19 protein-coding genes and 1 pseudogene are annotated in these 25,254 nt (G+C 70.1%); 12 read left to right on the top strand and 8 right to left on the bottom strand.

The features are described from left to right. Nucleotides 1-15 precede the first annotated feature (15 nt). The 3 genes from ACFY10_RS32510 to ACFY10_RS32500 all read right to left on the bottom strand — a co-directional run bounded on the left by ACFY10_RS32510 (nt 16) and on the right by ACFY10_RS32500 (nt 3,661). Nucleotides 16-897 (bottom strand): hypothetical protein, encoded by an 882-nt coding sequence (locus ACFY10_RS32510; protein ID WP_390668800.1) that lies wholly within the window; start codon nt 895-897, stop codon nt 16-18. Between the two features lie 104 nt (nt 898-1,001). Continuing rightward, nucleotides 1,002-2,555 carry an acyl-CoA synthetase gene (locus ACFY10_RS32505; RefSeq protein ID WP_390668799.1) on the bottom strand — a complete coding sequence of 518 codons (1,554 nt, stop codon included), beginning with the start codon at nt 2,553-2,555 and terminating at the stop codon, nt 1,002-1,004. Beyond that, nucleotides 2,552-3,661, bottom strand: coding sequence for an NAD(P)H-dependent flavin oxidoreductase (locus tag ACFY10_RS32500; protein WP_390668798.1), 1,110 nt, complete (start codon nt 3,659-3,661; stop codon nt 2,552-2,554). Before ACFY10_RS32500 ends, ACFY10_RS32505 begins: the two co-directional genes overlap by 4 nt. A 116-nt stretch (nt 3,662-3,777) precedes the next feature. Here ACFY10_RS32500 and ACFY10_RS32495 point away from each other — a divergent pair, with 116 nt between their 5' ends. Together ACFY10_RS32495 and ACFY10_RS32490 are read left to right on the top strand one after the other, a co-directional pair. After that, nucleotides 3,778-5,559 (top strand): serine hydrolase, encoded by a 1,782-nt coding sequence (locus ACFY10_RS32495; protein WP_390668797.1) that lies wholly within the window; start codon nt 3,778-3,780, stop codon nt 5,557-5,559. Nucleotides 5,560-5,698: 139 nt separating this feature from the next. Then, entirely contained in the window at nt 5,699-6,160 is a 462-nt protein-coding gene (locus ACFY10_RS32490; RefSeq protein ID WP_390668796.1) for a hypothetical protein, read from the top strand. On the opposite strand, the gene ACFY10_RS32485 is transcribed toward ACFY10_RS32490, so the two are convergent. Next, nucleotides 6,161-7,300 (bottom strand): hypothetical protein, encoded by a 1,140-nt coding sequence (locus ACFY10_RS32485; RefSeq protein WP_390668795.1) that lies wholly within the window; start codon nt 7,298-7,300, stop codon nt 6,161-6,163. Between the two features lie 430 nt (nt 7,301-7,730). Between ACFY10_RS32485 and ACFY10_RS32480 the strand changes: the two are divergent. The 4 genes and pseudogenes from ACFY10_RS32480 to adhE all read left to right on the top strand — a co-directional run. Beyond that, a pseudogene (locus tag ACFY10_RS32480) lies at nt 7,731-8,163 on the top strand (pyridoxamine 5'-phosphate oxidase family protein); the annotation flags it as partial. A gap of 281 nt (nt 8,164-8,444) precedes the next feature. Further along, nucleotides 8,445-10,037 carry an oleate hydratase gene (locus ACFY10_RS32475; RefSeq protein ID WP_390668794.1) on the top strand — a complete coding sequence of 531 codons (1,593 nt, stop codon included), beginning with the start codon at nt 8,445-8,447 and terminating at the stop codon, nt 10,035-10,037. Nucleotides 10,038-10,471: 434 nt separating this feature from the next. Next, a complete protein-coding gene (locus tag ACFY10_RS32470) occupies nt 10,472-11,179 on the top strand; it encodes a CBS domain-containing protein (protein ID WP_390668793.1) in 708 nt (235 codons plus the stop codon). A gap of 194 nt (nt 11,180-11,373) precedes the next feature. Next, the gene (adhE, locus tag ACFY10_RS32465; protein WP_390668792.1) at nt 11,374-14,058 is read left to right on the top strand and encodes a bifunctional acetaldehyde-CoA/alcohol dehydrogenase; all 2,685 of its coding nucleotides are present in this window, start codon (nt 11,374-11,376) and stop codon (nt 14,056-14,058) included. 300 nt (nt 14,059-14,358) lie between these two features. Here the strand turns inward: adhE and pflA are convergent, their stop codons facing one another. Next, on the bottom strand, nt 14,359-15,072 hold the full coding sequence (gene pflA, locus ACFY10_RS32460) for a pyruvate formate-lyase-activating protein (protein WP_390668996.1): 714 nt from the start codon (nt 15,070-15,072) through the stop codon (nt 14,359-14,361). A gap of 80 nt (nt 15,073-15,152) precedes the next feature. Then, the gene (gene pflB, locus ACFY10_RS32455; protein WP_390668791.1) at nt 15,153-17,411 is read right to left on the bottom strand and encodes a formate C-acetyltransferase; all 2,259 of its coding nucleotides are present in this window, start codon (nt 17,409-17,411) and stop codon (nt 15,153-15,155) included. Nucleotides 17,412-17,697: 286 nt separating this feature from the next. Between pflB and ACFY10_RS32450 the strand changes: the two genes are divergently transcribed. Next, nucleotides 17,698-17,979, top strand: a complete 282-nt coding sequence (locus tag ACFY10_RS32450) for a hypothetical protein (RefSeq protein ID WP_390668790.1) — start codon at nt 17,698-17,700, stop codon at nt 17,977-17,979. A gap of 524 nt (nt 17,980-18,503) precedes the next feature. Beyond that, complete coding sequence (locus ACFY10_RS32445; RefSeq protein WP_390668789.1) at nt 18,504-18,767, top strand: hypothetical protein; 264 nt, start codon at nt 18,504-18,506, stop codon at nt 18,765-18,767. 1,033 nt (nt 18,768-19,800) lie between these two features. On the opposite strand, the gene ACFY10_RS32440 is transcribed toward ACFY10_RS32445, so the two are convergent. Both ACFY10_RS32440 and ACFY10_RS32435 read right to left on the bottom strand, forming a co-directional pair. Next, nucleotides 19,801-20,193: a TetR/AcrR family transcriptional regulator C-terminal domain-containing protein gene (locus ACFY10_RS32440; RefSeq protein ID WP_390668788.1), complete on the bottom strand. Its 393-nt coding sequence runs from the start codon at nt 20,191-20,193 to the stop codon at nt 19,801-19,803. Between the two features lie 12 nt (nt 20,194-20,205). Beyond that, nucleotides 20,206-20,478 carry a TetR/AcrR family transcriptional regulator gene (locus ACFY10_RS32435; RefSeq protein WP_390668787.1) on the bottom strand — a complete coding sequence of 91 codons (273 nt, stop codon included), beginning with the start codon at nt 20,476-20,478 and terminating at the stop codon, nt 20,206-20,208. A gap of 71 nt (nt 20,479-20,549) precedes the next feature. Between ACFY10_RS32435 and ACFY10_RS32430 the strand changes: the two genes are divergently transcribed. The 4 genes from ACFY10_RS32430 to ACFY10_RS32415 are packed head-to-tail and all read left to right on the top strand — an operon-like array spanning nt 20,550 to nt 25,225. Further along, on the top strand, nt 20,550-21,383 hold the full coding sequence (locus tag ACFY10_RS32430; protein ID WP_390668786.1) for an alpha/beta fold hydrolase: 834 nt from the start codon (nt 20,550-20,552) through the stop codon (nt 21,381-21,383). A 19-nt stretch (nt 21,384-21,402) separates the two neighbouring features. Then, on the top strand, nt 21,403-22,308 hold the full coding sequence (locus tag ACFY10_RS32425; RefSeq protein ID WP_390668785.1) for an alpha/beta fold hydrolase: 906 nt from the start codon (nt 21,403-21,405) through the stop codon (nt 22,306-22,308). Beyond that, nucleotides 22,305-23,903 (top strand): FAD-dependent oxidoreductase, encoded by a 1,599-nt coding sequence (locus ACFY10_RS32420; RefSeq protein WP_390668784.1) that lies wholly within the window; start codon nt 22,305-22,307, stop codon nt 23,901-23,903. The genes ACFY10_RS32425 and ACFY10_RS32420 overlap by 4 nt, the downstream gene beginning before the upstream one ends. After that, on the top strand, nt 23,900-25,225 hold the full coding sequence (locus ACFY10_RS32415) for an amidohydrolase family protein (RefSeq protein WP_390668783.1): 1,326 nt from the start codon (nt 23,900-23,902) through the stop codon (nt 25,223-25,225). Before ACFY10_RS32420 ends, ACFY10_RS32415 begins: the two co-directional genes overlap by 4 nt. Nucleotides 25,226-25,254 lie beyond the last annotated feature (29 nt).

Genomic DNA, 25,254 nt, shown 5'->3' with positions numbered 1-25,254 from the left:
CGCGTGGGACAGGGTTCACCCCCACCTCAGGCTGCCGGAGCGCATCGGCTCACCCGTGAACGCGTCCAGGAGGATCCGCTCGCCCAGCGGCCGGCGCAGTTTCACCGTCTTCTCCGCGCCCAGCATCTGGGCAGTGCAGGCACCGTCCTTGGTCCCGACGATCGACGCGGACAACACGACGCTGTCGTGCGTCTCCAGGACGTCCACCGCGGGACCGTCATCGCAGGCCCCGTGCGCGGCGAGCACGGTGACAGTCCGGCCGTCATCGCCCACCCCCACCAGTCTCTGGACCGGCCACAGTTCGTCGCTGGGAGACTGGGCCGCCGGTGCGATCGGAGGCCTGGGCGGCTTCGACGGACCGACGGCCGCCCGCTTCAGCGGAGTGTCGTAGCCCTTGAGCGTGAACAGCCAGGCCGGGACGGTCGCCGGGCCACGGCTGGTGGCCACGGTCGTCTCGCCCAGCCTGGCGCCGGTCACAGTGAGGTGTGGACCGTCGTTGGAGCCGCGGGCCACGCTGTCGTACGCCTTGCGTGCGCTCATCAGCGGCAGGGTGAGCGAGCGGCCGTCGTCCCACTTCAGCACGCCGTTGCGGTCCGGGGCGCCGGGGAGGGCGGTGCGCAGCACGAAGTTCTGGGTCGTGTACGCGCGTTTGTCCGCGTCGGTGTGGAAGGCGCCGGCGGGCAGCTGGATCACATCGCCCATGGGGTAGTAGCCCTGCGCCCACACCTGCGCGGCCTTGGAGCCGTGCCAGGCGTCGGCGACCGCACGAGCCCGGGCCGACGAGCCGCCATGGCTGACGGCCTTCTCGCTGCCGCAGCCGACGGCGACAGCGCCCCCCACGGTGCTCAGGGCGAGTGCCGCCAGCCGTTTTACGGCGCGTGCGGTGTGCCTGCGCATGGGTCCCCCAGGGCTGGTAGTGACGGTGACGAACGCGGTGCCGTTCCTGTGACGCGTCGGCACCGCGTCGCGTTCGATCCGTCCGCCGCCAGTCGTCCCCGGGGTCACACGGGACGGGTGCGCCCCTCCCAGTACGGATCCCGCAACCGCCGCTTGTACAGCTTGCCGTTGGGATCACGGGGCATCTCGGCGATGAAGTCGACGCTCTTGGGCCGTTTGTAGCCGGCGAGTTGCTCGGCGCAGTGGTCGAGGATCGCGGTGGCGAGGGCGGGGCCCGGCTCATGGCCGGGGGCCGGTTCGACGACCGCCTTGACCTCCTCGCCCCAGTCGTCGTGCGGGATACCGAAGACGGCGGCGTCGGCGACGGCGGGGTGGGCGAGGAGAGCGGACTCGATCTCGGCGGGATAGATGTTGACCCCGCCCGAGATGATCATGTCGATCTTGCGGTCGCGGAGGAAGAGGTAGCCGTCCTCGTCGAGGTAGCCGAGGTCGCCGACGGTGAAGAAGTCGCCGATGCGGTTCTTCTTCGTCTTGGCCTCGTCCTTGTGGTAGGCGAAGCCGCCGGTGTTCATCTTCATGTAGACGGTGCCCAGTTCACCGGGCGGCAGCCGGTTTCCGTCGTCGTCGAAGACCGCGAGCTCGCTGATCGGCCAGGCCTTGCCGACGGTGCCGGGCTTCTTCAGCCAGTCCTCGGCGGTGGCGAAGGCGCCGCCGCCCTCGCTGGCCGCGTAGTACTCCTCCACGCTGTTGCCCCACCAGTCGATCATCGCCCGCTTCACATGGTCGGGGCAGGGGGCGGCGCCGTGGATGGCGTGCCGCATGGACGAGACGTCGTACGACCGCCGGACCGGCTCCGGCAGCGCGAGCAGGCGGTGGAACTGGGTCGGGACCATGTGGGTGTGCGTGCACTTCTCATGGTCGATGAGCCGGAGCATCTCCTCGGGCGTCCACTTGTCCATCAGGACGAGGCGATGGCCGATGTGCAGGGAGGCGCCCGCGAATTGCAGTACGGCCGTGTGGTAAAGCGGTGAGCAGACGAGGTGGACGTTGCCGTCGTACGGCTTGATGCCGAAGATGCCGAGGAAACCGCCGAGATAGGCCTCTTCGGGCGTCTTGCCGACCAGCGGGCGGCGGATGCCGCGCGGGCGGCCGGTGGTGCCCGAGGTGTAGTTCATGACCCAGCCGAGCTCGCGGGCGGCGGGCGCCGACTCCGGTTGTCCGTCGAGGAGTTCGGCGTACGGGCGGAAGCCCTCGACCTCGCCGACCGCATACCGGTGGGTGACGGGGAGACCGGCCTCGTCGGCGGCGTGGCGGGCGGGTCCGGCGAACCGTTCGTGGGAGATGAGGACCTTGGCACCGGAGTCGGCGACGATCCAGCCGATCTCCGGGCCGACGAAGTGGTGGTTGACGGGGACGAGATAGAAGCCGGCCTGGGTGGCCGCGAGGTAGGCGGTGAGGAACTCGATGCCGTTGGGCAGGACGACCGCGAAGGCGTCCCCGCGTTCCAGTCCGGCGGCGCGCAGACCGTGGACCAGACGGTTGGCGGCGGCATGCAGGCGTCCGGCGGTCCACTGCTCGCCGTCCGGTGCGACGAGGACCGTGCGGTCGGGATCGGCTGCGGCCTGGGCCCAGAACCCGGCGGGGGGCGTACTCGTCACTTGCCGCTCCTTCCGGCGATACGGATCATGCGGTCGATGGCGTTCTCGAAGCCTCGGGTGAGGTCGTCGAAGACGGCCTGGACGGTGCGTTCGCTGTTCATCCGGCCGACGATCTGACCGACGGGTGTGCCGAGCAGCGGCTCGACCTCGTACTTCTGGATGCGGGTGAGGGCCTCGGCGACCAGCAGGCCCTGCAGGGGCATGGGGAGGGTCCCGGGTCCGGCCGGGTCGTCCCAGGCGTCGGTCCATTCGGTACGCAGCTGGCGTGCGGGTTTCCCGGTCAGGGCGCGGGAGCGGACGGTGTCGCCGGAGCCGGCGGCGAGCAGTTTCCGGGTCACCGCGGGCGAGGAGACGTCGGCCTCCGTGCAGGTCAGCCATATCGAGCCCAGCCACGCCCCCTGGGCACCGAGGGCGAGCGCGGCGGCCACCTGCCTGCCGCTGCCGATGCCGCCGGCGGCCAGCACCGGCAGTGGATCCACGGCGTCGACGACCTCCGGGGTGAGCACCATGGAGGCGATCTCGCCGGTGTGGCCGCCGGCCTCGTAGCCCTGGGCGACCACGATGTCGATGCCGCCTTCCTTGTGCTTGACGGCGTGCCGGGCGCTGCCCGCGAGCGCGGCGACCAGCACGTTCCGCTCGTGGGCGCGGGCCACCACGTCGGCGGGCGGGGAGCCGAGGGCGTTGGCGAGCAGCCGGATCGGGTAGTCGAAGGCGACGTCGAGCTGGCTGCGGGCGACCTGCTCCATCCAGCCGGTGATGCGCCAGCCGGACGCCTCGCCCTCGGCCAGTTCGGGCACGCCGTACTTGGCGAGGGTGTCCTGGACGAACTGCCGGTGCCCCTCCGGGATCATGGCCTCCACGTCGGCCTCGCTGACGCCCTCCACCTTCTTGGCAGGCATCACGACATCGAGGCCGTACGGCTTTCCGTCGACGTGGGCCTCGACCCAGTCGAGGTCACGCTTCAGGTCGTCGGGGGCGGTGTAGCGGACCGCGCCGAGCACTCCGAAACCGCCGGCCCGGCTGATGGCCGCGGCGACGGCGGGGAACGGCGTGAAGCCGAAAATGGCGTGCTCGACTCCCAGTTTCTTGCTCAGCTCCGTCTGCATGGGCGCAGAATGCCGCAGTCCTCCGGCCGACGGAAGGGGTTTTCTGATACACCGTCAGATTTATTGGGCGGGATGTCTCGTTGACATGCCCCACAGCCGACACAAGGGTTTCTCGGGTGACCGATGACGCAGCAGGCGGGCACGGACTCTCCCGCCGCCAACTGGCCCGAAGAGCCCTCGCCCTGGGCGGCGCCCTGACCATCGCCCCCTTCCCGGCCGGACCCGCGGCACAGGCAGCGCCCGGCTCCGGGCACCCCACCTTGCGTCACGGCTCCCCCGAGCGCGCCGGACTGCTCCCCGCCCACCTGCGCCAACTGGTCACGGACGCCGAAGGGTTCCTCGGCCCCTCCCCCAGGCACCCCTGGTACGCGGGCGCGGTCCTGCTCGCCGGACGCGGCGGCACCGTGGCGCTGCACCGGCCCATCGGCATGGCGGTGCGCTATCAGGCGTACGACGAGAAGACCGACACCGGTGTCGAGTTCCCCGCCGACCAGCAGATCCCCATGGCCGAGGACACCGTCTTCGACCTGGCCTCGGTGTCCAAGCTGTTCACCTCGCTGCTGGCCGTGCAGCAGCTGGAACGCGGCGCGCTGGAGCTGGAGGCGACGGCCGCCTCGTACCTGCCGGAGTTCGGCGCGGCGGGCAAGCAGGACATCACGATCCGTCAGCTCCTCACCCATACCTCCGGGTTCAGGGACTGGATCCCGCTGTACAAGGCGCCGACGTACGAGGCGAGGATCCAACTCGTCCTCGACGAGGCGCCCATCAACCCGCCCGGCACCAAGTACCTCTACTCCGACCTGAACCTGATCTCCCTCCAGCTGGTCCTGGAGAGGATCACGGGCCGCGCCCTCGACACCCTCCTGCGCGACGAGATCACGCAGCCCCTCGGCCTCGACCGCACCCGCTACAACCCGCCCGCCGACTGGAGGCCGAAGATCGCGGCCACGGAGGACGAGCGGGGGCCCTGGTCCGGCCTGGAGCGGGGGCTGGTGTGGGGCGAGGTGCACGACGAGAACGCCTACAGTCTCGGCGGGGTCGCCGGACATGCCGGGGTGTTCTCATGCGCCTGGGACCTGGCCGTGCTCGGGCGGACGCTGCTCAACGGCGGCTGCTACGGCCGGGCGCGCATCCTGCGGCCGGAGTCGGTGGAGCTGATGTTCACCGACTTCAACACCGCGTTCCCCGGCCATGAGCACGGCCTCGGTTTCGAGCTGTACCAGCACTGGTACATGGGCGCCATGGCCACCCCGCGCACCGCCGGGCACACCGGTTTCACCGGCACCTCGCTGGTGCTCGACCCGACGACCGACTCCTTCCTCGTCGTGCTCGGCAACTCGGTCCACCCGGTGCGCAGTTGGCGCTCGGGTTCCGCTCCCCGGGTCGCCGCAGGCAACCACCTGGCGCGCGCCGTGCCGGTACGTCCCGCACACGGACGTACGGCGTGGTTCTCGGGCATGGCGAACGCCACGACCGCCACGCTCACACTGCCCACGCTGGACACGACGGACGGTGCGGCGCGGCTGACCTCGGCCCTGTGGTGGGACACCGAACCCGTATCGGACGTCCTCGTCCTCGAGGCCACGACGGACAGCGGCACGACCTGGCAGCCGCTCCCCTTCACGACCCGGCACGACGGCGAGGAGCCGCAGCAGCACCCGTCGGGCTCGGTCACCGGCTGGTCGGGCCGCGTCTGGCACCGGATGGCAGCCGATCTCCCGGCGCACGCCCAGCTGACCCTGCGCTGGCGGTACACGACCGACAAGCTGTACGTGGGCCGCGGTGCGTACGTGGACGGGATCCGCGTCCAGGCGGCGGACGGCGTCCTGTTCGACGAGGCCCGCCCGGCGGACTCGGCACGGATCGTCGCGGCGGGGTGGACGGAGTCGGCCGACTGACGCCCGCGAGCCTCCCGCCCTTCACCGATCACGGCGCCGGCCTCTCACAACACGCATCGAGACTGCATGCTCACCGGGAATCCCACACCGCCCGGCTACCGTGAGTTTCGATCAGTGTACGGAAAGTGGGAGACACCGGATGGGCAGAAGGGTACTGACGGCGCTCGCGACGGGTGTGGCGGCGATGTGCGCGACCGGTCTGGCCGCCGCACCCTCGGACTCGGATCTGGAAGCGGTCCGGCTCGACCCGGCCGCCGCGCCGCCCGGCGGCCGTACCGTGGTGCACGCCTTCGTGGCCAACCAGGGGCCGGAGCAGACCGCCTCGCCGTTCACCGTGATCGTGAGGCTGCCACCGGGCTTCACCGCGGAGGGGCCGTACTTCCCCGAGGACTGCCGCGCCGAGGCCCGCGGCCGCCTGGTGCGCTGCAGCTTCGGGCCCGGGCTGGCGCGCTACCGGACGGCGACCGCGCTGGTCCCGGTCCGGGTGGACGCGGACGTGCCCCCCGGCACCGAGGCCGAGGGGCACGTCCAGGTGACCGGCGTCGACGACCGCGATCCGCGCAACGACCGTACGCCGTTCACCCTGTCCGTCGACTGCTGATCAGCGGTACACCTTCACGTAGTCCGCCTGCATGGTGAGCGGCGTCGAGCCGCTGGGCGCGGGGTGGTACTGGCCGGCGCAGACCGACAGGTTGAGGATCAGATAGGCGGAGAAGTTGCTGCCCACGCCGTGGCCGTCGGAGTAGACCTTCTTGCCGTTGACGTACCAGTCCACCGAGTTGGCGCCGTAGTGGGTGCCGATGGTGACCCACTGGCCGGGCGCGACCGCGCCGGAGTCGGTGTAGTAGTTCGAGCCGGAGGTGACGTGGTTGGTCAGCTCCAGCAGATTCGGGTTGTCCGGGTGGTACTCGAAGGAGTCGATCTCACCGTTGCCGTCCTTCCAGGTCCACAGGGCCGGCCAGGCGCCGGAGCCGGAGGGCAGTTTGACCCGGGTCTCGGCGTAGTCGCCGGTCTTCACCTGGAAGCCCCCGCTGGAGCCCTCGGTGGTGAGCAGGCCGGTGGCCCACGCCTGCTTGCCGTTCTCCAGGGTGTGCGAGGAGGGCTGGGCGGTGAAGGTGGCGACCCCGTTCGAGGTGGTGACCTTGCTCTGGTCCAGCCAGTCGAGCTTGTTGTCGTCCGGGTTGTGGTTGCCGTAGGCGTAGGACGAGCTCGTGTCGCCGACCCACTTCGAGCCCCAGGCGATGCCGCCCGAGAAGTCGTCGGACCAGGCCACGGACTGGCCGGAGATCGGCGAGCCGCTGCTCGACGACGTCGACGTCGTGGTGGTGGACGTGGCCGTGTTGACGGTCAGCTTGTGCGACGGCAGGTTGTGCCAGGCTCCGCCGGACTCCTGCCAGAAGCCGAAGACTGTGTACGTGCCGGCCGGCAGCGTGCGCGGGCCGCTGGTGAACTTCACACCGCTCGGGCATATTCGGACATTTGAGGCGTTGCCCGGGAAGTCCAGGTTCTTGCCGGCCGCGTCCCGGACGCCGACGCCGAGGGTCTTGGCCGTGAAGCAGCTCGACGAGTGCACCGCCAGCTTGGCCGAGGCGGCGACGCCCGCGGTCATCGTGGTCGGGCTCAGGCTGTCCTGGGTGACGGAGGGGGCGGCGACGGCCTGGCCGGCGAGCGGCAGGAGCAGCAGCGCGGCGGCTGCGCCGACCACGCCCAGCCGGGCAGGAGAAGAGACGGAAAGGCGCATGGTGGGGGCTTCCTCAGCGGCGCCTGCGAGGTGCACTGTCCTGTTCGGACCTCTGTCCTGACCTCGCAGGACTCGGCGTTCCGGCGGCGGAGGGGCCACCCGAGACGGACCCCCGCAGGCTAGGCAGACACGCCGTGCACGGACAACGAGATCTCACTCACACCACTTGATCAACAGCGCGTCGGCGCCGACGCTCACGCTGCCGGTTCGGGCGGGCAGAAGCCGCTGATGTCCGGAGCCTGCCATGCGACGCCGGTGGCGCCGGCCGCGATCCCCCGGGAACCGGCCACCGCTCCATGAGAGTCAGGTCCCTGGCTGGGGACCGGGTCCGGCTTGCGTGACGGTGCGGTCGGCCGACACCGCGGGCGCCGTGGTCGGCACAAATGCTGTCCACCGGTCGGCCGCCCGAGTCCCAGCGGGCTCGGCCAAGCTGGGGCGGGCCGGCTCGGGCGGTGGCCGCCCGGCCGCTGCCGGCGATCTTCGCCCGCTCGACCGGCAGGAGTGCCTGCGCCTGCCGGCCAAGGTGCCGGTCGGCTGCGTGGTCTGCACCCGGCAGAAGACGCCCGCGGTCCTCCGGGGCAACTTCTCGCTGGACGAGGGCGCCTCCAGCGTGCTGTTCACCTCGCCGGCTCCGATCCCGTGCGCGACGTCGACGGTGTCGTGGTCGGCTTCGAGGCGGACGAGTTCGCTGCGGCGCCCCGGTCCGGCTGACGCGTGGTTGTCACCTGCCGCGCCACCGTGGTGACCGACCCCGCCGAGCGCCACCGCCTGCCGCGGACCGGTCCGCGCTCCGGGACTCCCAGCGGGACGGCGTCTTCGTACGGATCGAGTCGGAGCTGCTCATCGGCCGTGAACTCGCCGGGCACGCACCATGCGGTGAGCCGCATCCGGAGCGGCGTACGCCGTCCAGATCGGGTCGACAGCAGGCCCCCGCCGGGGCCGCTCGGCAGGCCGGCAGGGACATCCGGCCCCTGACTGCGCAAGCGTCCCGGGAGTTGACTGAGTGCCGCGAGCGCCGCGCCCGGCCCGGTGACATCGGCGCCGCCCCGCACGCCGCGCCGCCGGACCACGGCGGTGTCCGGCCCGCAGGTCCCGAACACTGTCGGCCGCCCCGGAGATCCGGGCGGCAGAACGGAGGCGCGTCATGGCCGACGCCCCGCGTCCATCCCACGCCTATCTCGTCGGTGGCGGCATCGCCTCCCTCGCGGCTGCCGCCTTCCTCGTCCGCGACGGCGACTTCCCCGGCGAGCACATCCACATCCTGGAGGAACTCCCGGTCGCCGGCGGCTCCATGGACGGCAGCGGCGAGAGCACCGGATACGTCACCCGCGGCGGGCGGATGCTGGAGGAGGAGGCGTACACCTGCCTGTGGAACCTCCTGGAGACGATCCCCACCCTCGCCGACGCGACGGTGTCGGTGCGCCAGGAGATCACCGAGTTCAACGCCAAGTGGCCCACCGACGCCAAGGCCCGCCTGATCGGCAGCGGCACCACGGTCCTGGACGCCGCCGACTACGGCCTCGACACCCGCGACCGGCTGGAGCTGACCCGCCTGCTGGTGCTGCCCGAGGCGGTCATCGGCGCCCGGCGGATCGAGGACTTCTTCTCCCCGCACTTCTTCGCAACCAACTTCTGGGCGATGTGGCGCACCACCTTCGCCTTCCAGAACTGGCACAGCGCCATCGAGCTCAAGCGTTACCTGCTGCGTTTCATGCAGGAGTTTCCGCGCATGCACACCCTGGCCGGTGTGCGTCGCACCCGCCTCAACCAGTACGACTCCATCATCCGGCCGCTGAGGACCTGGCTGGAGGCCCAAGGTGTGCGCTTCGAGTACGGCGTGCGGGTCACCGACGCCGACTTCGCCAGCGACGAGCGGGGCGCTCGGCGTGTACGCCGCCTGCACGTCGAACGAGACGGACAGCCGGACACGTACGAACTCACCGACGGCGACTACGCGTTCATCACGCTGGGCTCGATGACCGCAGACGCCGCCTACGGCAGCGACGACGCCGCGGCCGAGCTGATCCGCGACAAGCGCGACGGCGGATGGCGGCTGTGGGAGACCCTCGCCGTCAAGGCCGACGACTTCGGCCGGCCCACCGCCTTCAACGGCAGTGTGGACGAGGCGAAGTGGGAGTCCTTCACCCTGACCATGCGCAGCCCGCTGCTGCTGCACCGGATCGAGGAGCTGTCGGGCAACCTGCCCGGCACCGGTGCGCTCATGACGTTCAAGGAATCCGGCTGGCTGATGTCGATCGTGGTGCCGCATGCCCCGCACTTCGACGGGCAGCCCGAGGACGTGTACACGCTGTGGGGCTACGGCCTGTTCGTCGACCGTGACGGCGACTTCGTCGGCAAGCCGATGGCGCAGGCGACCGGGCGGGAGATCCTCACCGAACTGCTCGGCCAGCTCGGTCTGTCGGAGATCGAGGAGCAGATCGCGGCGACCACGACGGTGATACCGGTGATGATGCCGTACATCACCAGTCAGTTCGCCCCGCGCACCGTCCACGACCGGCCGCTGGTCATTCCGCGCGGTGCCGCGAACTTCGCGTTCCTGGGCCAGTTCACGGAGATCCCGGAGGACGTCGTCTTCACCGTCGAGTACTCCGTGCGCGGCGCGATGCATGCCGTCTACGGTCTCCTCGGCCTCGACGACCACGAGATCCCTGGTATCTATCACGCCCTGGCCGACCCGAGGACCGCCCTCGACGTCCTCAAGGCCACGCTGTCCTGAGGACGTGGCCACCCGGCCTGCCCGGCTTCCGCGGCAGGCCGGGCCGCCGGCAGGTCCACGGCCCGAAACACATGCGCTGCCCAGGTGAGCCCGCGGCACCCTGTCCCGGTTCGGCAGGGGTGGCGTCGGATCATCGACGGCTGAGCCGAAGCCACCCCTGCCGGGACCTCTGCCGCCGATTCCCGGCCATGTGTCCACCGCGAGTGGGACGGTTCGTCCTCGGTCACAGGACCCTCGGCCCCTGCTGCGGCGGGCATCCGGCAGGGAGGCTGAAGGAGTGTCCAGGCCGGCCCTCGCATACGCCCGGGGCCGGCGCCAACCGCGGTGGCCGCCGGAACCCCTGGTCCTGCCCCCGGAGCCCTTCGCGGGCCGCTGCGCCCCACCAGAACCATCAGCCGGTCGAGTCGGCACAGCGCAGGAAGGGAGCGAGCGCCATGACCCGCAGCGTCGGCGAGGTGATGACCCGCGAGGTCGTCGAGGCCCGCCGTGAGACACCGATCAAGGACGTGGCACGGCTGCTGGACGAGCATCGAATCAGCGGGCTGCCCGTGGTCGACCACGACGACAAGGTCGTGGGAGTGATCTCGGAGTCCGATCTGATCCGCCGCCAGGCAGCTCACTCCGCGTCCGGCCGGGCCCGGCGGTTCCGGGTTCGCGCGCTGGGCCGCTCCGGCCGTCGCGCGGCCGCCGTCATCCGAGCCGGCACTGCGGGGGATCTGATGTCGTCGCCTGCGGTGACCGTGCATCCCGAACAGCGGGTGGCGGACGCGGCCCGGGTGATGGAACGCCACGGCGTCCAGCGCCTCCCGGTCGTGGACGAGGAGGACCGGCTGATCGGCATCGCCACCCGCCGTGACCTGCTGCGCGTCTTCCTGCGCACCGACGAGGAGATCCGCCGGGAGGTGATCGACGACGTGCTGACCCGCGCCATGTGTCTGCCGCCCCACACCGTGATCGCCTCGGTCCGGGACGGCATGGTCACGCTGAAGGGGCAGTTGGAGCACCGCACAGACATCCCCCTCGTGATCCGGCTGACGTATCGAGTGGACGGAGTGGTCGGTGTCGTCGACAGCCTGACCTTCCGCATCGACGACACCCGGCCGCCCGGGAGGCCCCCCTTCCCCGGCGTCTTGTACGGATGACCGCCGGCACGCGGGCCGTCCGGTCCGCGGCCTCGGGGCCCATCAGTCCCTCCAGGGGACCATCGGGACCTGGGTGATCCCGCGCAGAGAAGAGAAGGTGCTGGTGGGAGCGGCGCCGATCCCTCACGGTGCCGCTCCCGTCCTGGGCCGCCGACCCGGCGCCCCCATTTCTCTGCGACGGAGGCACGTCCCCCATGACCCGCCACGACGACCGACCCCGGACCGAGGCACCCGACCCTGCCGGCGCACCGTCGGACACGACCATCGCCGTGGACCGGCTGGTCACCAACGGGCTCAAGGCGCTGGCCGACTACGAGGCCCTCGACCAGGAGCAGGTCGACCACATCGTGAAGAAGGCGTCCGTCGCTGCCCTGGACCAGCACACCGCGCTGGCCCGGCTCGCGGTGGAGGAGACCGGTCGCGGCGTCTTCGAGGACAAGGCGGCCAAGAACATGTTCGCGTGCGAGCACGTCACGCACAGCATGGGCCCGATGAAGACCGTCGGCGTCATCGCCCGCGACGACATCGACGACATGATCGAGGTGGCCGAGCCGGTCGGTGTGGTGTGCGCGATCACACCGGTCACCAACCCGACCTCGACCACGGTCTTCAAGGCACTCATGGCGCTGAAGACCCGCAACCCGGTGGTATTCGCCTTCCACCCCTCCGCCCAGCGCTGCAGCGCGCAGGCCGCCCGGACCGTGCGCGACGCGGCCGTCGCCGCGGGAGCCCCGGAGCACTGCATCCAGTGGATCGGGACGCCGTCCGTCGAGGTCACCGGCACGCTCATGCGCCACCCGGGCGTCTCGCTGATCCTGGCCACCGGCGGCAACGCCATGGTCAAGGCCGCCTATTCGGCCGGCAAGCCCGCCCTCGGCGTCGGCGCCGGCAACGTCCCCGCCTACGTGCACAGGAGCGCAAAGCTGCGCCGCGCCGTCAACGACCTGGTGCTGTCCAAGTCCTTCGACAACGGCATGATCTGCGCCTCCGAGCAGGCCGTCATCCTCGACGGCGAGATCTACGACCAGGCGCTGGCCGAGTTCCGCACCCTGCACGCCCACCTGGCCACCGCCGAGGAGAAGGCCAAACTGGAGGCGTTCCTGTTCCCGACCGGCAAGTCCTCAGGCGCGGGCTGCGAACCGAAGGTCAACGCCGCCGCCGTGGGTCAGAGCCCGGTGTGGATCGCCGAACAGGCCGGCTTCACCGTGCCGGACGACACCTCGCTCATCCTGGTGGAGGCCGAACGGGTCGGCCCGCACGAGCCGTTGACCCGCGAGAAGCTCTGCCCGGTGCTGACCGTGCTGCGTGCCGAGGCCGAGCAGCAGGGCTTCGACCTGGCCGCAGAGATGGTCGCCTTCCACGGCCAGGGACACAGCGCCGTCATACACACCGAGGACCGCGAGCTCGCCGAGGCGTACGGCAGGCGGATGAAGACCGTACGGATCATCGTCAACGCCCCGTCCTCGCAGGGCGCGATCGGCGGCATCTACAACAGCCTGCTGCCCTCGCTCACCCTGGGCTGCGGCTCCTGGGGCAGCACCTCGGTGTCGAACAACGTCTCCGCCGCCCAGCTGCTGAACGTCAAGCGGGTCTCCGTCCGGCGCAACAACCTGCAGTGGTTCAAGGTCCCGCCGAAGATCTACTTCGAGCCGCAGGCCATCCGCTACCTCGTGTCGATGCCGGACGTCCACCGCGTCACCGTCGTCACCGACGCGACCATGACCCGGCTCGGCTTCGTCGACCGCGTCAGCCGCGTCCTGCAGCGCCGGCGCGAGCCGGTGACCCTCCAGATCATCGACAACGTCGAGCCGGAGCCCAGCATCGCCTCCGTCCGCCGCGGCGCACGCCTCATGGGCGACTTCCGCCCGGACACCATCATCGCGCTGGGCGGCGGCTCCCCGATGGACGCGGCCAAGGTGATGTGGCTGCTGTACGAGCAGCAGGCCGAGGGCAAGGACGTCGACTTCGCCGACATGCGGCACAAGTTCTCCGACATCCGCAAGCGCGCCTTCCGCTTCCCCGTCCTGGGCAGGCTCGCCCGCCTGGTGTGCATCCCCACCACGTCGGGCACCGGCGCCGAGGTCACCCCCTTCGCGGTGATCTCCGACCCTGCCACGGGCAAGAAGTACCCGCTGGCGGACTACGCCCTCACCCCCAGCGTGGCCATCGTCGATCCGCTGCTCACCACCGAACTCCCGGCAGAGCTGGCCGCCGACAGCGGCTTCGACGCTCTCACCCACGCCATCGAGGCGTACGTGTCCGTCTATGCCAACGACTTCACCGACGGCCTCGCTCTGCACGCGATCCGGCTGATCCTCGAGAACATCAAGGCCGCGGTCGACGACCGCGCCGACAGCCCCGTGGCGCGGGAGAAGATGCACAACGCCGGCACCATCGCCGGCATGGCCTTCGGCAATGCCTTCCTCGGCATCGTCCACGCCATGTCCCACACCCTCGGCGCCACCTTCCACATCGCCCATGGCCGCACCAACGCGGTCCTGCTCCCGCACGTCATCCGCTACAACGGCACCGTCCCGGCGAAGTTGACCGGCTGGCCCAAGTACGAGAACTACCGGGCCCCCGAGCGCTTCCAGGACATCGCCCGCATGCTCGCACTGCCCGCCGCAACCCCGGCCGAGGGCGTGGAGTCCCTTGCCCGCGCGGTGGAGGATCTGCGCGCCGCGGTCGGCATCGAGCCGACCTTCGAGGCCCTCGGGGTCGACGAGCGCACCTTCCTCGACGCCCTGCCGAAGCAGGCCCTGAACGCCTACGAGGACCAGTGCGCACCCGCCAACCCGCGGATGCCGATGCTCGATGACATGCAGGCGCTCATGCGCACGGCCTACTACGGCGGCGAGGGCGACCGGTCGGAGGCGTAGGAGCGCCGAACGGCGGCCGGGAGCATGACACCGGCCTGGCCCCCAACAGCCCTTTTTCTTAAGGCGGTTGGGGGCCAGGCCGGTCCTGACAACATCTTCGAGGACAGGCATTCGGTTGCACGCAGCGGGAGCGGGAAGGACCCATTCGCTTCTCGCGAATTCTGATCGCGCGGTGCGCAGCCGCCCGCCGCTGCTCCGCGTCCCTTTCAGGTCCTTCCCGCTGTATCCAGCGAAGCATCCGGTGTTCTGCGCCGCCAGGGCCGCTGGGCCCACAGGTCGGGCCGTTCGGTCCGAGCAGTTTCAGTAGGCGTTCAGGCCAAGCTCGCGGAACTGGTCACGGACCCGCCCGACCAGATGGGGCCCCGGGGTCGGCGTGTTCCGCAGGCGGAAGGGGATGCCGAGGGCGTCGTACTTCGCCGCGCCGAGCTTGTGGAAGGGCAGGACGTCGACGCGGTCGACGTTGCCGAGGCCGGCGAGGAAGCGGGCGAGGCCGTATACGGCGTCCGGTGAGTCGGTCCAGCCGGGGACCAGCACATACCGGATCCACATCCGGTTGCCACGCCGGTCCAGACGCCGGGCGAACTCCAGGGTGGGGATGAGTTCGCAGCCGGTCAGCTCCCGATAGGTACGGACGTCGAAGGACTTGATGTCCAGCAGGACCAGGTCGGTGTCGGTGAGGAGTTCGTCGGTGGCGCGGGCGCCCAGGAAGCCGGAGGTGTCCAGGGCGGTGTGCAGTCCGGCTTCCTTGCAGCGGCGCAGCACGGCGGCCGTGAACGCGGGCTGGAGCAGCGCCTCGCCGCCGGTGATGGTCACCCCTCCCCCGGCCGTGGTGATGAACGCCCGGTACTTGTCGATCTCCGCCATCACCTCGTCGACCGTGGTCTCCCGCCCGTCGCGCATGTGCCAGGTGTCGGGATTGGCGCAGTACAGACAGCGCAGCGGGCAGCCGCTGACGAAGAGTACGAACCGGGTCCCGGGACCGTCCACGCCGGTGGACAGGTCCCAGGAGTGGATCCGGCCCGTCGTCCGGGCGAGACCGGTTCCCCGGTCGGGCTCCGCGGGGGCGAGGGCCGTCGCCCGGTCGGTCTCGGTGCTCACAGCGAGCCGTGGAAGGTGCGGCTGATCACGTCGAGCTGCTGCTCTCGGGTCAGGCGAACGAAGTTGACGGCATAACCGGAGACCCGGATCGTCAACTCCGGGTATTTCTCCGGGTGTTCCATCGCGTCCTGTAGGACCGCACGGTTCAGGACGTTGACGTTCATGTGGAATCCGCCGGATGCCATGTAGGCGTCGAGGATGCCGACCAGGTGGCCCGCGCGTTCCTCGGGGACGTGGCCCAGGCCCTCCGGGGTGATGGTGGTGGTCAGCGAGATGCCATCGCGGGCCTGCTCGTACGGCAGCTTCGCCACCGACAGCGCAGAGGCGGCGACACCGTGCCGGTCCCGGCCGTTCATGGGGTTGGCGCCGGGCGCGAAGGGCTGTCCCGCACGGCGCCCGTCGGGGGTGTTGCCGGTGTGCTTGCCGTAGACGACGTTGGAGGTGATCGTCAGTACCGACTGGGTGTGCTCGGCGTCCCGGTAGGTGGGGTGCTTGCGCACCTTCGCCATGAACGACTCCACCAGACCGACGGCGAGGGCGTCGGCGCGGTCGTCGTTGTTGCCGTACGCCGGGAACTCGCCCTCGGTCTCGAAGTCGACGGCCAGTCCGGTCGCGTCCCGGATGACCTTCACGCGCGCGTACTTGACGGCCGAGAGGCTGTCGGCCGCGACCGAGAGGCCGGCGATGCCGCACGCCATGAAGCGATGCACGGGGTGGTCGTGCAGGGCCATCTCGATGCGCTCGTAGGCGTACTTGTCGTGCATGTAGTGGATGACGTTGAGTGCGTTGACGTAGGTCTGCGCCAGCCAGTCCAGGACACGGTCGTACGCCGCCGACAGCTCCTCGTAGTCCAGATACTCGCCGGTCAGCGGGGGCATCTCGGGGGTGATCCGGTCGCCGGTCAGCTCGTCGCGGCCGCCGTTGGCGGCGTAGAGCAGGGCCTTGGCGAGGTTGACGCGGGCGCCGAAGAACTGCATCTGCCTGCCCACCGCCATCGCCGAGACGCAGCAGGCGATCGCGGTGTCGTCGCCGGTGCGCGGGCGCAGGAGGTCGTCCGACTCGTACTGGACGGCACTGGTGTCGATGGACACCCGGGCGCAGAACTCCTTGAATCCCTTGGGCAGTCGGGGGGACCACAGCACGGTCATGTTCGGTTCGGGGGCGGGGCCGAGGTTGTACAGGGTATGCAGGAAGCGGAAGGAGGTGCGGGTGACCAGGGGGCGGCCGTCCGTGCCGATGCCGCCGATCGACTCCGTCACCCAGGTCGGATCGCCGGAGAACAACGTGTCGTACTCGGGCGTACGCAGGAACCGTACGATCCGCAGCTTGATGACGAAGTCGTCGATCAGCTCCTGGGCGCGGGGCTCGTCGATGACGCCCTCCGCCAGGTCGCGCTGGAGGTAGACGTCCAGAAAGGTGGAGGTGCGGCCCAGTGACATGGCGGCGCCGTTCTGCTCCTTCACGGCTGCCAGGAAGCCGAGGTACAGCCATTGCACGGCCTCGTGCGCGGTGGCGGCGGGGCGGGAGACGTCGCAGCCGTACGTCGCGGCCATGCGGGTGAGCTCACCCAACGCCTTGATCTGTTCGGCGAGTTCCTCGCGGTCGCGGATGACGTCCGAGGTCGAGGGCTGCGCGTCGAGCCGGGCGCGTTCGGCGCGCTTGGCCTCGATGAGGCGGTCGGTGCCGTACAGGGCGACACGCCGGTAGTCGCCGATGATCCGGCCGCGGCCGTAGGCGTCGGGCAGGCCGGTGATGATGCCGGCCTTGCGGGCGGCTCGCATCTCGGGGGTGTAGGCGTCGAAGACGCCGTCGTTGTGCGTCTTTCGGTAGGTGCCGAAGACCTTCGTCACGAACGGGTCGGGCTCGTAGCCGTACGCCTTCAGCCCGTTCTCCACCATCCGCAGGCCGCCGCCCGGCATGATGGCCCGCTTGAGCGGGGCATCGGTCTGCAGACCGACGATCAGCTCCCGCTCGCGGTCGATGTAGCCGGGGGCGTGCGAGGTGATCGTCGACGGGGTCGCGGTGTCCACGTCGAGGATGCCCCGCATCCGCTCCTCGGGGAACAGCCCGCCGACCTTCTCCCAGACGGTCCGGGTGCGCTCCGTGGGGCCGGCCAGAAAGGCCGCGTCGCCCTCGTACGGTGTGTAGTTGGCCTGGATGAAGTCACGCACGTCGATGCGCTCACGCCACCCCGTCCCGGCGAACTCCCGCCAGGCGTCGGCGGTCCGGGGGCCGGCTGTCACGGTCGCGGTCATCGCAGATCCTCTCCTGTACGTGTATCTCGCAATCGATGTTCGTCGTCCGGGCTGATCGCGAGCAGTGCCGTACAGGACACCGGCCCGTCCCGTCCGGCACCGGTCTGCCGGGACCTTCGACCCACCCGGCACCGCGAGCCGCCGGCAACCGGTCCCGCATGTGAATCTGCATCAGGCCGTGTGACGGTGACCGCAGGTACGGTCGTACAACGGGCTCTTGCTGAGGTCTGCGAGATCCTCGGCACCGCGGCCGCGGCCCGGGCAACCGCCCGGCTCATGCGCGCCGATGGCTCCGGCGGGCGTTGAACTCGGCCCACGCGCGGCCCCACTGCGCCGCTCGGCGCACCTCCAGTCGTACCCGGGCGACCCACCAGAAGCCCAATTCCTCGCCTCGACGGTGGCCGTCCTCGTCCGCAGCGGCCGAGCGCTCAGGAGGGACGTCGGCCGCAACGGCGTGGCACGCCGCCCCGCACTATGGGGTTCCGCCGCGGGAGCCGTACTGATCGTGCCGGCCGTGCTCGTCGCCCACAGTGGCAAGAGACACCGCCGGCGGCCCGGCCAAGGGTGACACCTACGTATTCGACCTCGGGCAGATCACCGCCGGCCGCAAGGCGTCGTGCACCCTGCCGGGCCACGGGGCGGCCGGGATGAGCACGGACATCGTCGTGACCGGCAGTACGAGCACGCGTTCCGGCCGCCCCACGACCGCGGCCACAAGTGGCGGCCTGGACCTCTCCGCCGACTTCTCCCCCGGCCGGCATCCGCGCAGCGCCCGCCTCTCCCCCGGGCCCGGCCCCACGCTGGACGGCAGGGTCGGCGATGTCTTCGAGGTCACCCTCCGTACCGCCGGGCGGGCGTCTGGTGCACCGCTCCCGCGCCGATGCTCCAGCACATGGGCAACGGCATGTACGGCGCCGTGGTCATCGACCCGTCGGACCACCGAGGTCGACCACGAGTACGTCCTGGTCTCCTCCGAGCTCCACCTCGGCACACCGGGCAGCACCGTCCAGGCGACGACGATGCGTCAGGACACCCCGGACGCCTGGGTGTTCAACGGCAATCGCGGCCCAGTACACGAATCGGCCCCTGCGGGTGAAGGCGAGCGAACGGGTCCGCTTCTGGGTGGTCGCCGTCGGGCCGAGCGGCGGTATCGCCTTCCACATCGTGGGCACCGTGTACAAGGAGGGCGCCCACCTCCTCAATCCGGCCGGGGCGGGCGGTTCCCAGGTGCTGGATCTGGCCACGGCACAGGGCGGTTTCGTCGAGACGAGGCGCCGTTTCGGCGACCATGCGGTGCTGCTGGGCGCCTGCGCGGCCTCGCCTCGGCAGCACCGTGGACGTGCAGCGCGCTGTTGAACGGCGCTGAAGAGTTCAGTTGCGCACGAAACAGTTCAGTGGGCAGTTCAGTAGCGCGGTGAATTGTTCAGTGCCGAACTGCCGTACTTGCCATCGTGGTGCGGCTGAGACTCCCGGACGTCACGCCACGGGGGCTTGTAGAACACGCTGGGCACGCAGCGGCCATCGGCGCACCGTGAGGGCAGGAGCAGCGCCGGCCTTCTCGGCGGCCGGGTCCCCTCCCGTGACGGTGACGGGGCCACGATGAGGGCTCACCGCTGTGCCTGAGCTCAAGGCGGATGGAGGCATTGGCCGGGGACGCCTGTCTGGTCCGTCGGGCGTGAGCAGCGGCAGCAGGACTTGGTCGATGAGGCGCCGGGACCGCTTTTGACGCCTTCCTCCCGTTGTTCACGCCCGATCAGAGAGGCCTTGGCCCGCGACCGGTCCTCAAGTGCAGTGTCCCAGGAATGCGCACTGGGTTTCCTACTGCACAGTTGCGCTTGGCTGGAGTCACCGTTGGATGCCAGCAACCGAATCGCGGTGTCGAGGCTCCCTCTGCATTCGGATAATCTCATCCGTAGGGTCCCAGCTTCTGACGCTCGGGTCATTTTTGCCGACGACTCCGGCCCGATCGCAGCATTGATCAGCGAGCGGGAACTTGCACGGCTCGAAAACCGGTCGGCAGACGAAGCTTGCCCTGGGGATGAAGAGTGCCATGGAATTCGCTGATCCCCGAGTAATCGTGTGCGGGGACCGGAGGTGGCTCTGGCCTGGCACCGTCGCCGCCGTGCTGGACCGCCTGGCACCCCGTTACGGTGATCGGCTCATCGTGATCGAGGTGGCGGCCGGGCAGGGATCCTGCGGGAGCTGGCCGCGGGCATCGTGGAAGTCGGGCGGGGCCGCGCACCGGGCGCCGGGGACGTCAGGCCGTGATGAGTGCCTGGTCACCCAGTGCGCGATGCCCGCTCCGGCCGCACACCCGAGATGGACAAGATCGCGCTCGACAGACGCAGCCACTGGCACGACCTGACGCTCGACGCAGCTGTTGCCCTGGTCAGCCACCATCACGCAAGGCCGCCAGCCCCCTGAGGATGAGATCCAACCCAAAGGAGAAGACCTCTTCGACAGGCACCGGCAACGCCTCCGCGATCGAGAGGACAGCGGGGAACTGTGCCGGATCCACGCCCCGCAGGGCAGCGACCGGCTCCTCGTTGCCCCGCCCACCGGCGCCGTTCTCATGGTTGAGCTGTATCGCCAGGCCAAATACGTAGCGAGCCAGCGTCACATACGCGCGCGTGGCCAGTGAGGCCTCGAATCCCGCCTTGAGCAGGACCGCGACACAGCGCTCCCGCAGCGCCATCGCGTTGGGGCCGACGGGAATCTGCTCGGCCAGCAGCCCGGCGGCGTTCCCGTGCCGACCCAGGGCGCGGAACATGGCGTGTGCCACCGCCCTCAGAGACTACCGCCAGCCCGCCGAGGCCACTTCCCGATCGTCCAGCTCGACGAGGCCGAACATGTGGTCCACGACCTGCGCCACGAGCTCTGCGCGGTTGCCGAAATGCCGGTACAGCGTCGCCGTACCCGAGCCCAGGCGCTCGGCCAGGGCCCTCATCGACAGCGCCTCCGCTCCCTCCTCGTCGACGATCTCCAGCGCCATGGCGACGATCCGGTCCGGTGGGACCGGCGGACGACCGGCAGCGCGGCGCACCAACTGATCCGTCTCCTCGCTCAAGACCACCGTGGTCGTAACACGCGGGGGCTTCCTCTTGACACGACCACCTTATCGGTAACAGTGTTGCCATTATGAGTACCTGGTCTGAGCCCCAGCCCGATTCCCGGTTCGTCGAGGTGGACGGCCTGCGGATCCACTACAAGCGTGCTGGGCACGGCCCGGCACTCGTGCTGCTGCACGGCAGTGCCTCATCCCTGCAGCACTTCGACCGCGCGACGGATCTACTGTCGTATTCGTTCGATGTCATCCGTCCCGACCTGCCGGCGTTCGGGCTGACGGGCCCGCGCAAGGACCGCGACTACCGCGTTCCGGCGTACGCCGCGACGGTGGCGGGCTTCGCGGAGGCGCTGGGCGTGCCGCGCTACGCGTTGGCCGGCAATTCCCTGGGCGGCAACATCGCCTGGAACGTCGCGCTGGATCATCCGGAGCGGCTGACCGGCCTGGTACTGGTCAATGCCACCGGCTACCCGGAGAAGACGGTGCCCGCGGGGATGCGCCTGACCCGCAACCCGCTGGTGCGGCCCCTGCTGAGGCGGGTGATGCCGCGCGGGGCACTCGAACGCAACCTGCGCGAGGCCGTCGGGCCGCATTCGCAGATCGTGGACGACGCCATGGTGGACCGCGCCTATCAGCTCATGAGCCGCCCCGGTAACCGCTCGGCCTTCGTCGACTTCTGCAACACCGACCAGCCGGACCGCAGCGCGCAGATCCCCCGCATCACGGTGCCCACGCTGGTGCTGCGCAGCGCGAGCATCGACGGCCAGCACTTCACCCGCGACATCCCCGGCGCCCAGGAGCTCGTCCACCCCCACGGCGGACATCTGCTGCCGGAGGAGGAACCGCAGTGGGTCGCGGACGCGATCGCGAAGTTCCTCGGCTCCTGCGCCGACATCCCCGCGAACTGAGGGCAAGGAGGCCCGTTCCATGAAGTACTTCGTCGCCTCGGGCGAGGACCGCAAACTCACCGCCGACTCGCGCAAGGCGCTGCGCGGCAGTTTCATCGAGCTGTCCGACGGCGTCACCCACTACGAGTTGACGGGGCCCGAGGACGGGGATGTGGTCCTGATGGCGGGCGGTCTGACCATCCCGCTGTTCTACTGGGACGGCCTCGTCAGCGAGCTGCACGCCCGCGGGCTGCGCACTCTGACCTGCAGCGCCTACGGCCGCGGCTACTCCGACCGGGTACAGGCGCGATACGACGAGACACTGTTCACGCGGCAGTTGGCCGAGCTGACGGACCGGCTCGGCCTGACGGCGCGGCCCCTGCACCTGGTCGGCACCTCCATGGGCGCACTGGTCAGCATGACGTACGCCGCCCAGTACCGCTCGTCGGTGTCCACTCTCACCATCGTCGGCCCCGCCGGTCTCGCGAAGCCGCGGTTGGCCTCCCCCAACCGGCTGCTGCGCAGCGATCTGCTGGCCGGAGTGGTCGCCCGCCGTCGCGGCCTTCAGCTGCTCCAGGGGCACCTCGGGCACAACGTCCGCGACCCCGAGCTCGGCGCGAAACTGACCGAGATGGTCCTCGGCACCCTCCGCTTCGAGGGCTCGCTGTACGCGGTCTTCGACACCCTGCAGCACCTGCCTTTCACCGGCCGTGACGACCTCTTCCGGCGGACGGGGGCACTGGGCATTCCGACGCTGCTGCTGTGGGGCGACGAGGACGACGTCACGCCGCTGGTGCAGTTCGACACAGCACGCGCTCTGCTGAAGCCTCAGAAACATCACGTAATTAACAAATGCGGGCACATGGCCCCATACGAACGGCCTCGCGACGTCGCCGATCAGCTCGTCCCGTTCGTGTCCGCACGCACCGAAAGGCTCGACTCATGAACAGTCCGCAGGCCATCGACGTACTGATCATCGGTGCCGGCCCCTCGGGCTCCGCCTTGGCGATCGACCTCGTACGCCGCGGACTCGACGTCCGGATCGTCGACAGGTCCCCCCACGCTTTCGACGGCTCGCGCGCCAAGGGCATCCAGCCCCGCAGCCTCGAAGTCCTCGAAGACCTCGGCGCTCTCGACGACGTGCTGGCCGGCGGCGACATCTATCCCAAGCTCGGGATCCATGCAGGACCCATCGGTGTGCCGTGGAAGATGTTCCCCCACAAAGAGGCAACCCCGGACGTCCCGTACCCGAACACCTGGCTGATCCCGCAGTTCCGCACGGACCGCGCCCTGCACGCCCGGCTCAGTGAGCTCGGCCGCGAGGTCGAGTTCGGCAAGGAACTGACCGAGCTGACGCAGGACGAGGACACGGTGGTCGCCAAGGTGGTGGGCGCGGACGGGGTCGAGGAGATCGTCGCCCGCTATGCCGTGGGGGCCGACGGCGGCTCCAGTGCGGTGCGCAAGCAGCTCGACATCGGTTTCGTCGGGACAACGGACGAGGCCGAGCGCGTGCTGATCGTGGATGCCTCCGTAAGTGGCCTGGCCCGCAACCGGTGGCACATGTGGCCCGGCCTCGGCGGCAAGCTCATCGGCGCCTGCCCGCTCCCCGACAGCGACATGTTCCAGTGGATGATCCGGCTCACGCCCGACGAGAAGCCGCCCCAGGAGATCGGCGCCATCATCGACCGGATCCACTCCCACACCCGCAACCGGCACATCCAGCTGCACGAGATCCACTGGACGTCCGTGTTCCGGCCCAACATCCGTCTTGCGGAGCACTACGGTCGCGGACGTGTCTTCCTCGTCGGCGACGCGGCGCACGTCCACACCCCGGCCGGTGCCCAGGGCCTGAACACCGGTATGCAGGACGGCTACAACCTCGGCTGGAAGCTCGGCCAGGTCCTCGCCGGAGCCGACCCGGCCCTGCTGGGCACCTACGAGGCCGAGCGGCAGCCGATCGCCGCCGGGGTCCTGGGACTGTCCACGGAGAAGTGGAGTGGCCTCGCCAAGCTCGACCCCTCCAGCATGAAGCGCGGCAAGGACGAGCAGCAGCTCGCCCTGACCTACTACGGCGGCCCGCTCGCCCCCGCCGACGGCGACAGCGGCGACACCAGCACGCTGCACGTGGGCGACCGCGCCCCGGACGCCCAACTGCTCGGCGCCGACGGCGCCGAGACCCGCCTGTTCAACCTCTTCCAGGGACCGCACTTCACCGCCATCGCCTACGGCCCCGACGCCGCCCGGGACCTCGAACTCCTCGACTGGCCGACGACGGGCGCCCAGCTGAAGCGGCTCACCGTCGGATCGGCCGCGGGCGACGGCCGCGCCTTCTCCGACCCCAAGAACACGCTGCAGAGTGCCTACGGCCTGACCGGCGACACGCTGCTGCTGATCCGTCCCGACGGCTACATCGGGCACATCGCCACTCGGGATTTCCTCACCACCACACAAGGCGCCGTGCGGGCAATGACGCCGCAGGCAAGGAGCCGCACCATGTCCCAGCAGAGCCACACCTCCCCCGGTTCGGGGGCCACTGAATGAGCCGCATACTGCTGCGCGGGGCGCAAGTCATCACGATGACGCCGGACCGGCCGCACGCCGAGCATGTCGACATCCTCGTCGACGGCGAGACCATCGCCGCCGTCGGCGAAACCATCCAGGCGCCCGACGCCGAGGTCGTCGACTTCTCCGGCCGCGTCATCATCCCCGGCCTGGTCAACACCCATCTGCACACCTGGCAGACCGCGCTGCGCTCCGCGGGCGCCGACTGGACGCTGATGGAGTACCTCACCCACCTGCACGGCGAGTGCGTCGGGCACTACACCCCGGCCGACATGCACATCAGCAATCTCGCCGGCGCCCTGAACCAGATCAACTGCGGTACCACCACCCTCGGCGACTGGTGTCACAACGCCCTGTCGCCCGAACACGCCGACGCGGCCGTCGAGGGACTGGTCCAGGCCGGGATCCGCGCCGTCTTCCTGCACGGCACGCCCTACCGCTCGCCGGAGATCCCCCACCCGCTCGCCGAGATCGACCGGCTGCTCGACGGCCCCGTCCGCGACCACACCCTCCTCACCCTGGGCATGGCACTCCAGGGACCCCAGTACTCCTCCGCCGAGACCGCGGTGGCCGACTTCCGAGCCGGCGCCGAACGCGGCCTCGTCGTCTCGATGCACCAGAGCGGCGGCGAACCCTCACCCGGCTGGGATGCAGTACGTGCTGCCGGGCTGTTCAGCCCCCTCACCAACATCGTGCACGGAGCCGACCTGCCCGACGACTGGATCAAGACCCTCGTTGAAGCGGGCGTCACCTTCACCACCACCCCGGAGAACGAACTGGGCCAGGGACACGGCACACCCATCACCGGATCCCTGCTGAGCCTGGGCGCAGCACCCTCCCTGGGCACCGACATCGATACCGCCGTACCCGGCAGGGTCCTCACCGCCGCCCGGATCGCCCTGGCCCACCAGCGCAGCCTGGACCACGCCCACCACCGGCAGACGACCGGCATGTACGCCAACACACCGTCTGTCACCAGCAAACAGGCGCTTGCCTGGGCCACGGTCGAAGGAGCGAAGGCACTGGGCCTGGCAGACAAGGTGGGCCGGATCGAGGCGGGCATGCAGGCCGACCTGGTCGCCGTCGACGCCCGGGCGCTCAACCTGTGGCCGGCGCACGACCCCATCGCCACGGTCCTGCACGCCGACATCGCCAACATCGAAGCCGTGATGGTCGCCGGCACCTGGCGCAAACGCGATCACGTCCTGCTCGCATCCGGCCTCGACGAGGTCAAGGACCAGCTACGCGAGTCCGGAGAGCGGCTGCTGCGCAGCATCAGGCCCGCGGGCTCTCCCGGCTGACATACCGCAACGGCCCCCACGCATGAACC

It is taken from the genome of Streptomyces sp. NPDC001401, assembly GCF_042895385.1.
GTDB lineage: Bacteria > Actinomycetota > Actinomycetes > Streptomycetales > Streptomycetaceae > Streptomyces.
Note: the sequence above shows the minus strand (reverse complement) of the source record. Positions and strands in the feature narration are given on the sequence as shown.

What these genes read in the sequence shown, in the direction of transcription:
- ACFY10_RS32510 (WP_390668800.1), bottom strand. Translation starts at nt 897, where the DNA reads ATGCGCAGGCACACCGCACGCGCCGTAAAACGGCTGGCGGCACTCGCC.
- ACFY10_RS32500 (WP_390668798.1), bottom strand. Translation starts at nt 3,661, where the DNA reads ATGCAGACGGAGCTGAGCAAGAAACTGGGAGTCGAGCACGCCATTTTC.
- ACFY10_RS32490 (WP_390668796.1), top strand. Translation starts at nt 5,699, where the DNA reads ATGGGCAGAAGGGTACTGACGGCGCTCGCGACGGGTGTGGCGGCGATG.
- ACFY10_RS32485 (WP_390668795.1), bottom strand. Translation starts at nt 7,300, where the DNA reads ATGCGCCTTTCCGTCTCTTCTCCTGCCCGGCTGGGCGTGGTCGGCGCA.
- ACFY10_RS32475 (WP_390668794.1), top strand. Translation starts at nt 8,445, where the DNA reads ATGGCCGACGCCCCGCGTCCATCCCACGCCTATCTCGTCGGTGGCGGC.
- ACFY10_RS32470 (WP_390668793.1), top strand. Translation starts at nt 10,472, where the DNA reads ATGACCCGCAGCGTCGGCGAGGTGATGACCCGCGAGGTCGTCGAGGCC.
- adhE (WP_390668792.1), top strand. Translation starts at nt 11,374, where the DNA reads ATGACCCGCCACGACGACCGACCCCGGACCGAGGCACCCGACCCTGCC.
- pflB (WP_390668791.1), bottom strand. Translation starts at nt 17,411, where the DNA reads ATGACCGCGACCGTGACAGCCGGCCCCCGGACCGCCGACGCCTGGCGG.
- ACFY10_RS32450 (WP_390668790.1), top strand. Translation starts at nt 17,698, where the DNA reads ATGGCTCCGGCGGGCGTTGAACTCGGCCCACGCGCGGCCCCACTGCGC.
- ACFY10_RS32430 (WP_390668786.1), top strand. Translation starts at nt 20,550, where the DNA reads ATGAGTACCTGGTCTGAGCCCCAGCCCGATTCCCGGTTCGTCGAGGTG.
- ACFY10_RS32425 (WP_390668785.1), top strand. Translation starts at nt 21,403, where the DNA reads ATGAAGTACTTCGTCGCCTCGGGCGAGGACCGCAAACTCACCGCCGAC.
- ACFY10_RS32420 (WP_390668784.1), top strand. Translation starts at nt 22,305, where the DNA reads ATGAACAGTCCGCAGGCCATCGACGTACTGATCATCGGTGCCGGCCCC.
- ACFY10_RS32415 (WP_390668783.1), top strand. Translation starts at nt 23,900, where the DNA reads ATGAGCCGCATACTGCTGCGCGGGGCGCAAGTCATCACGATGACGCCG.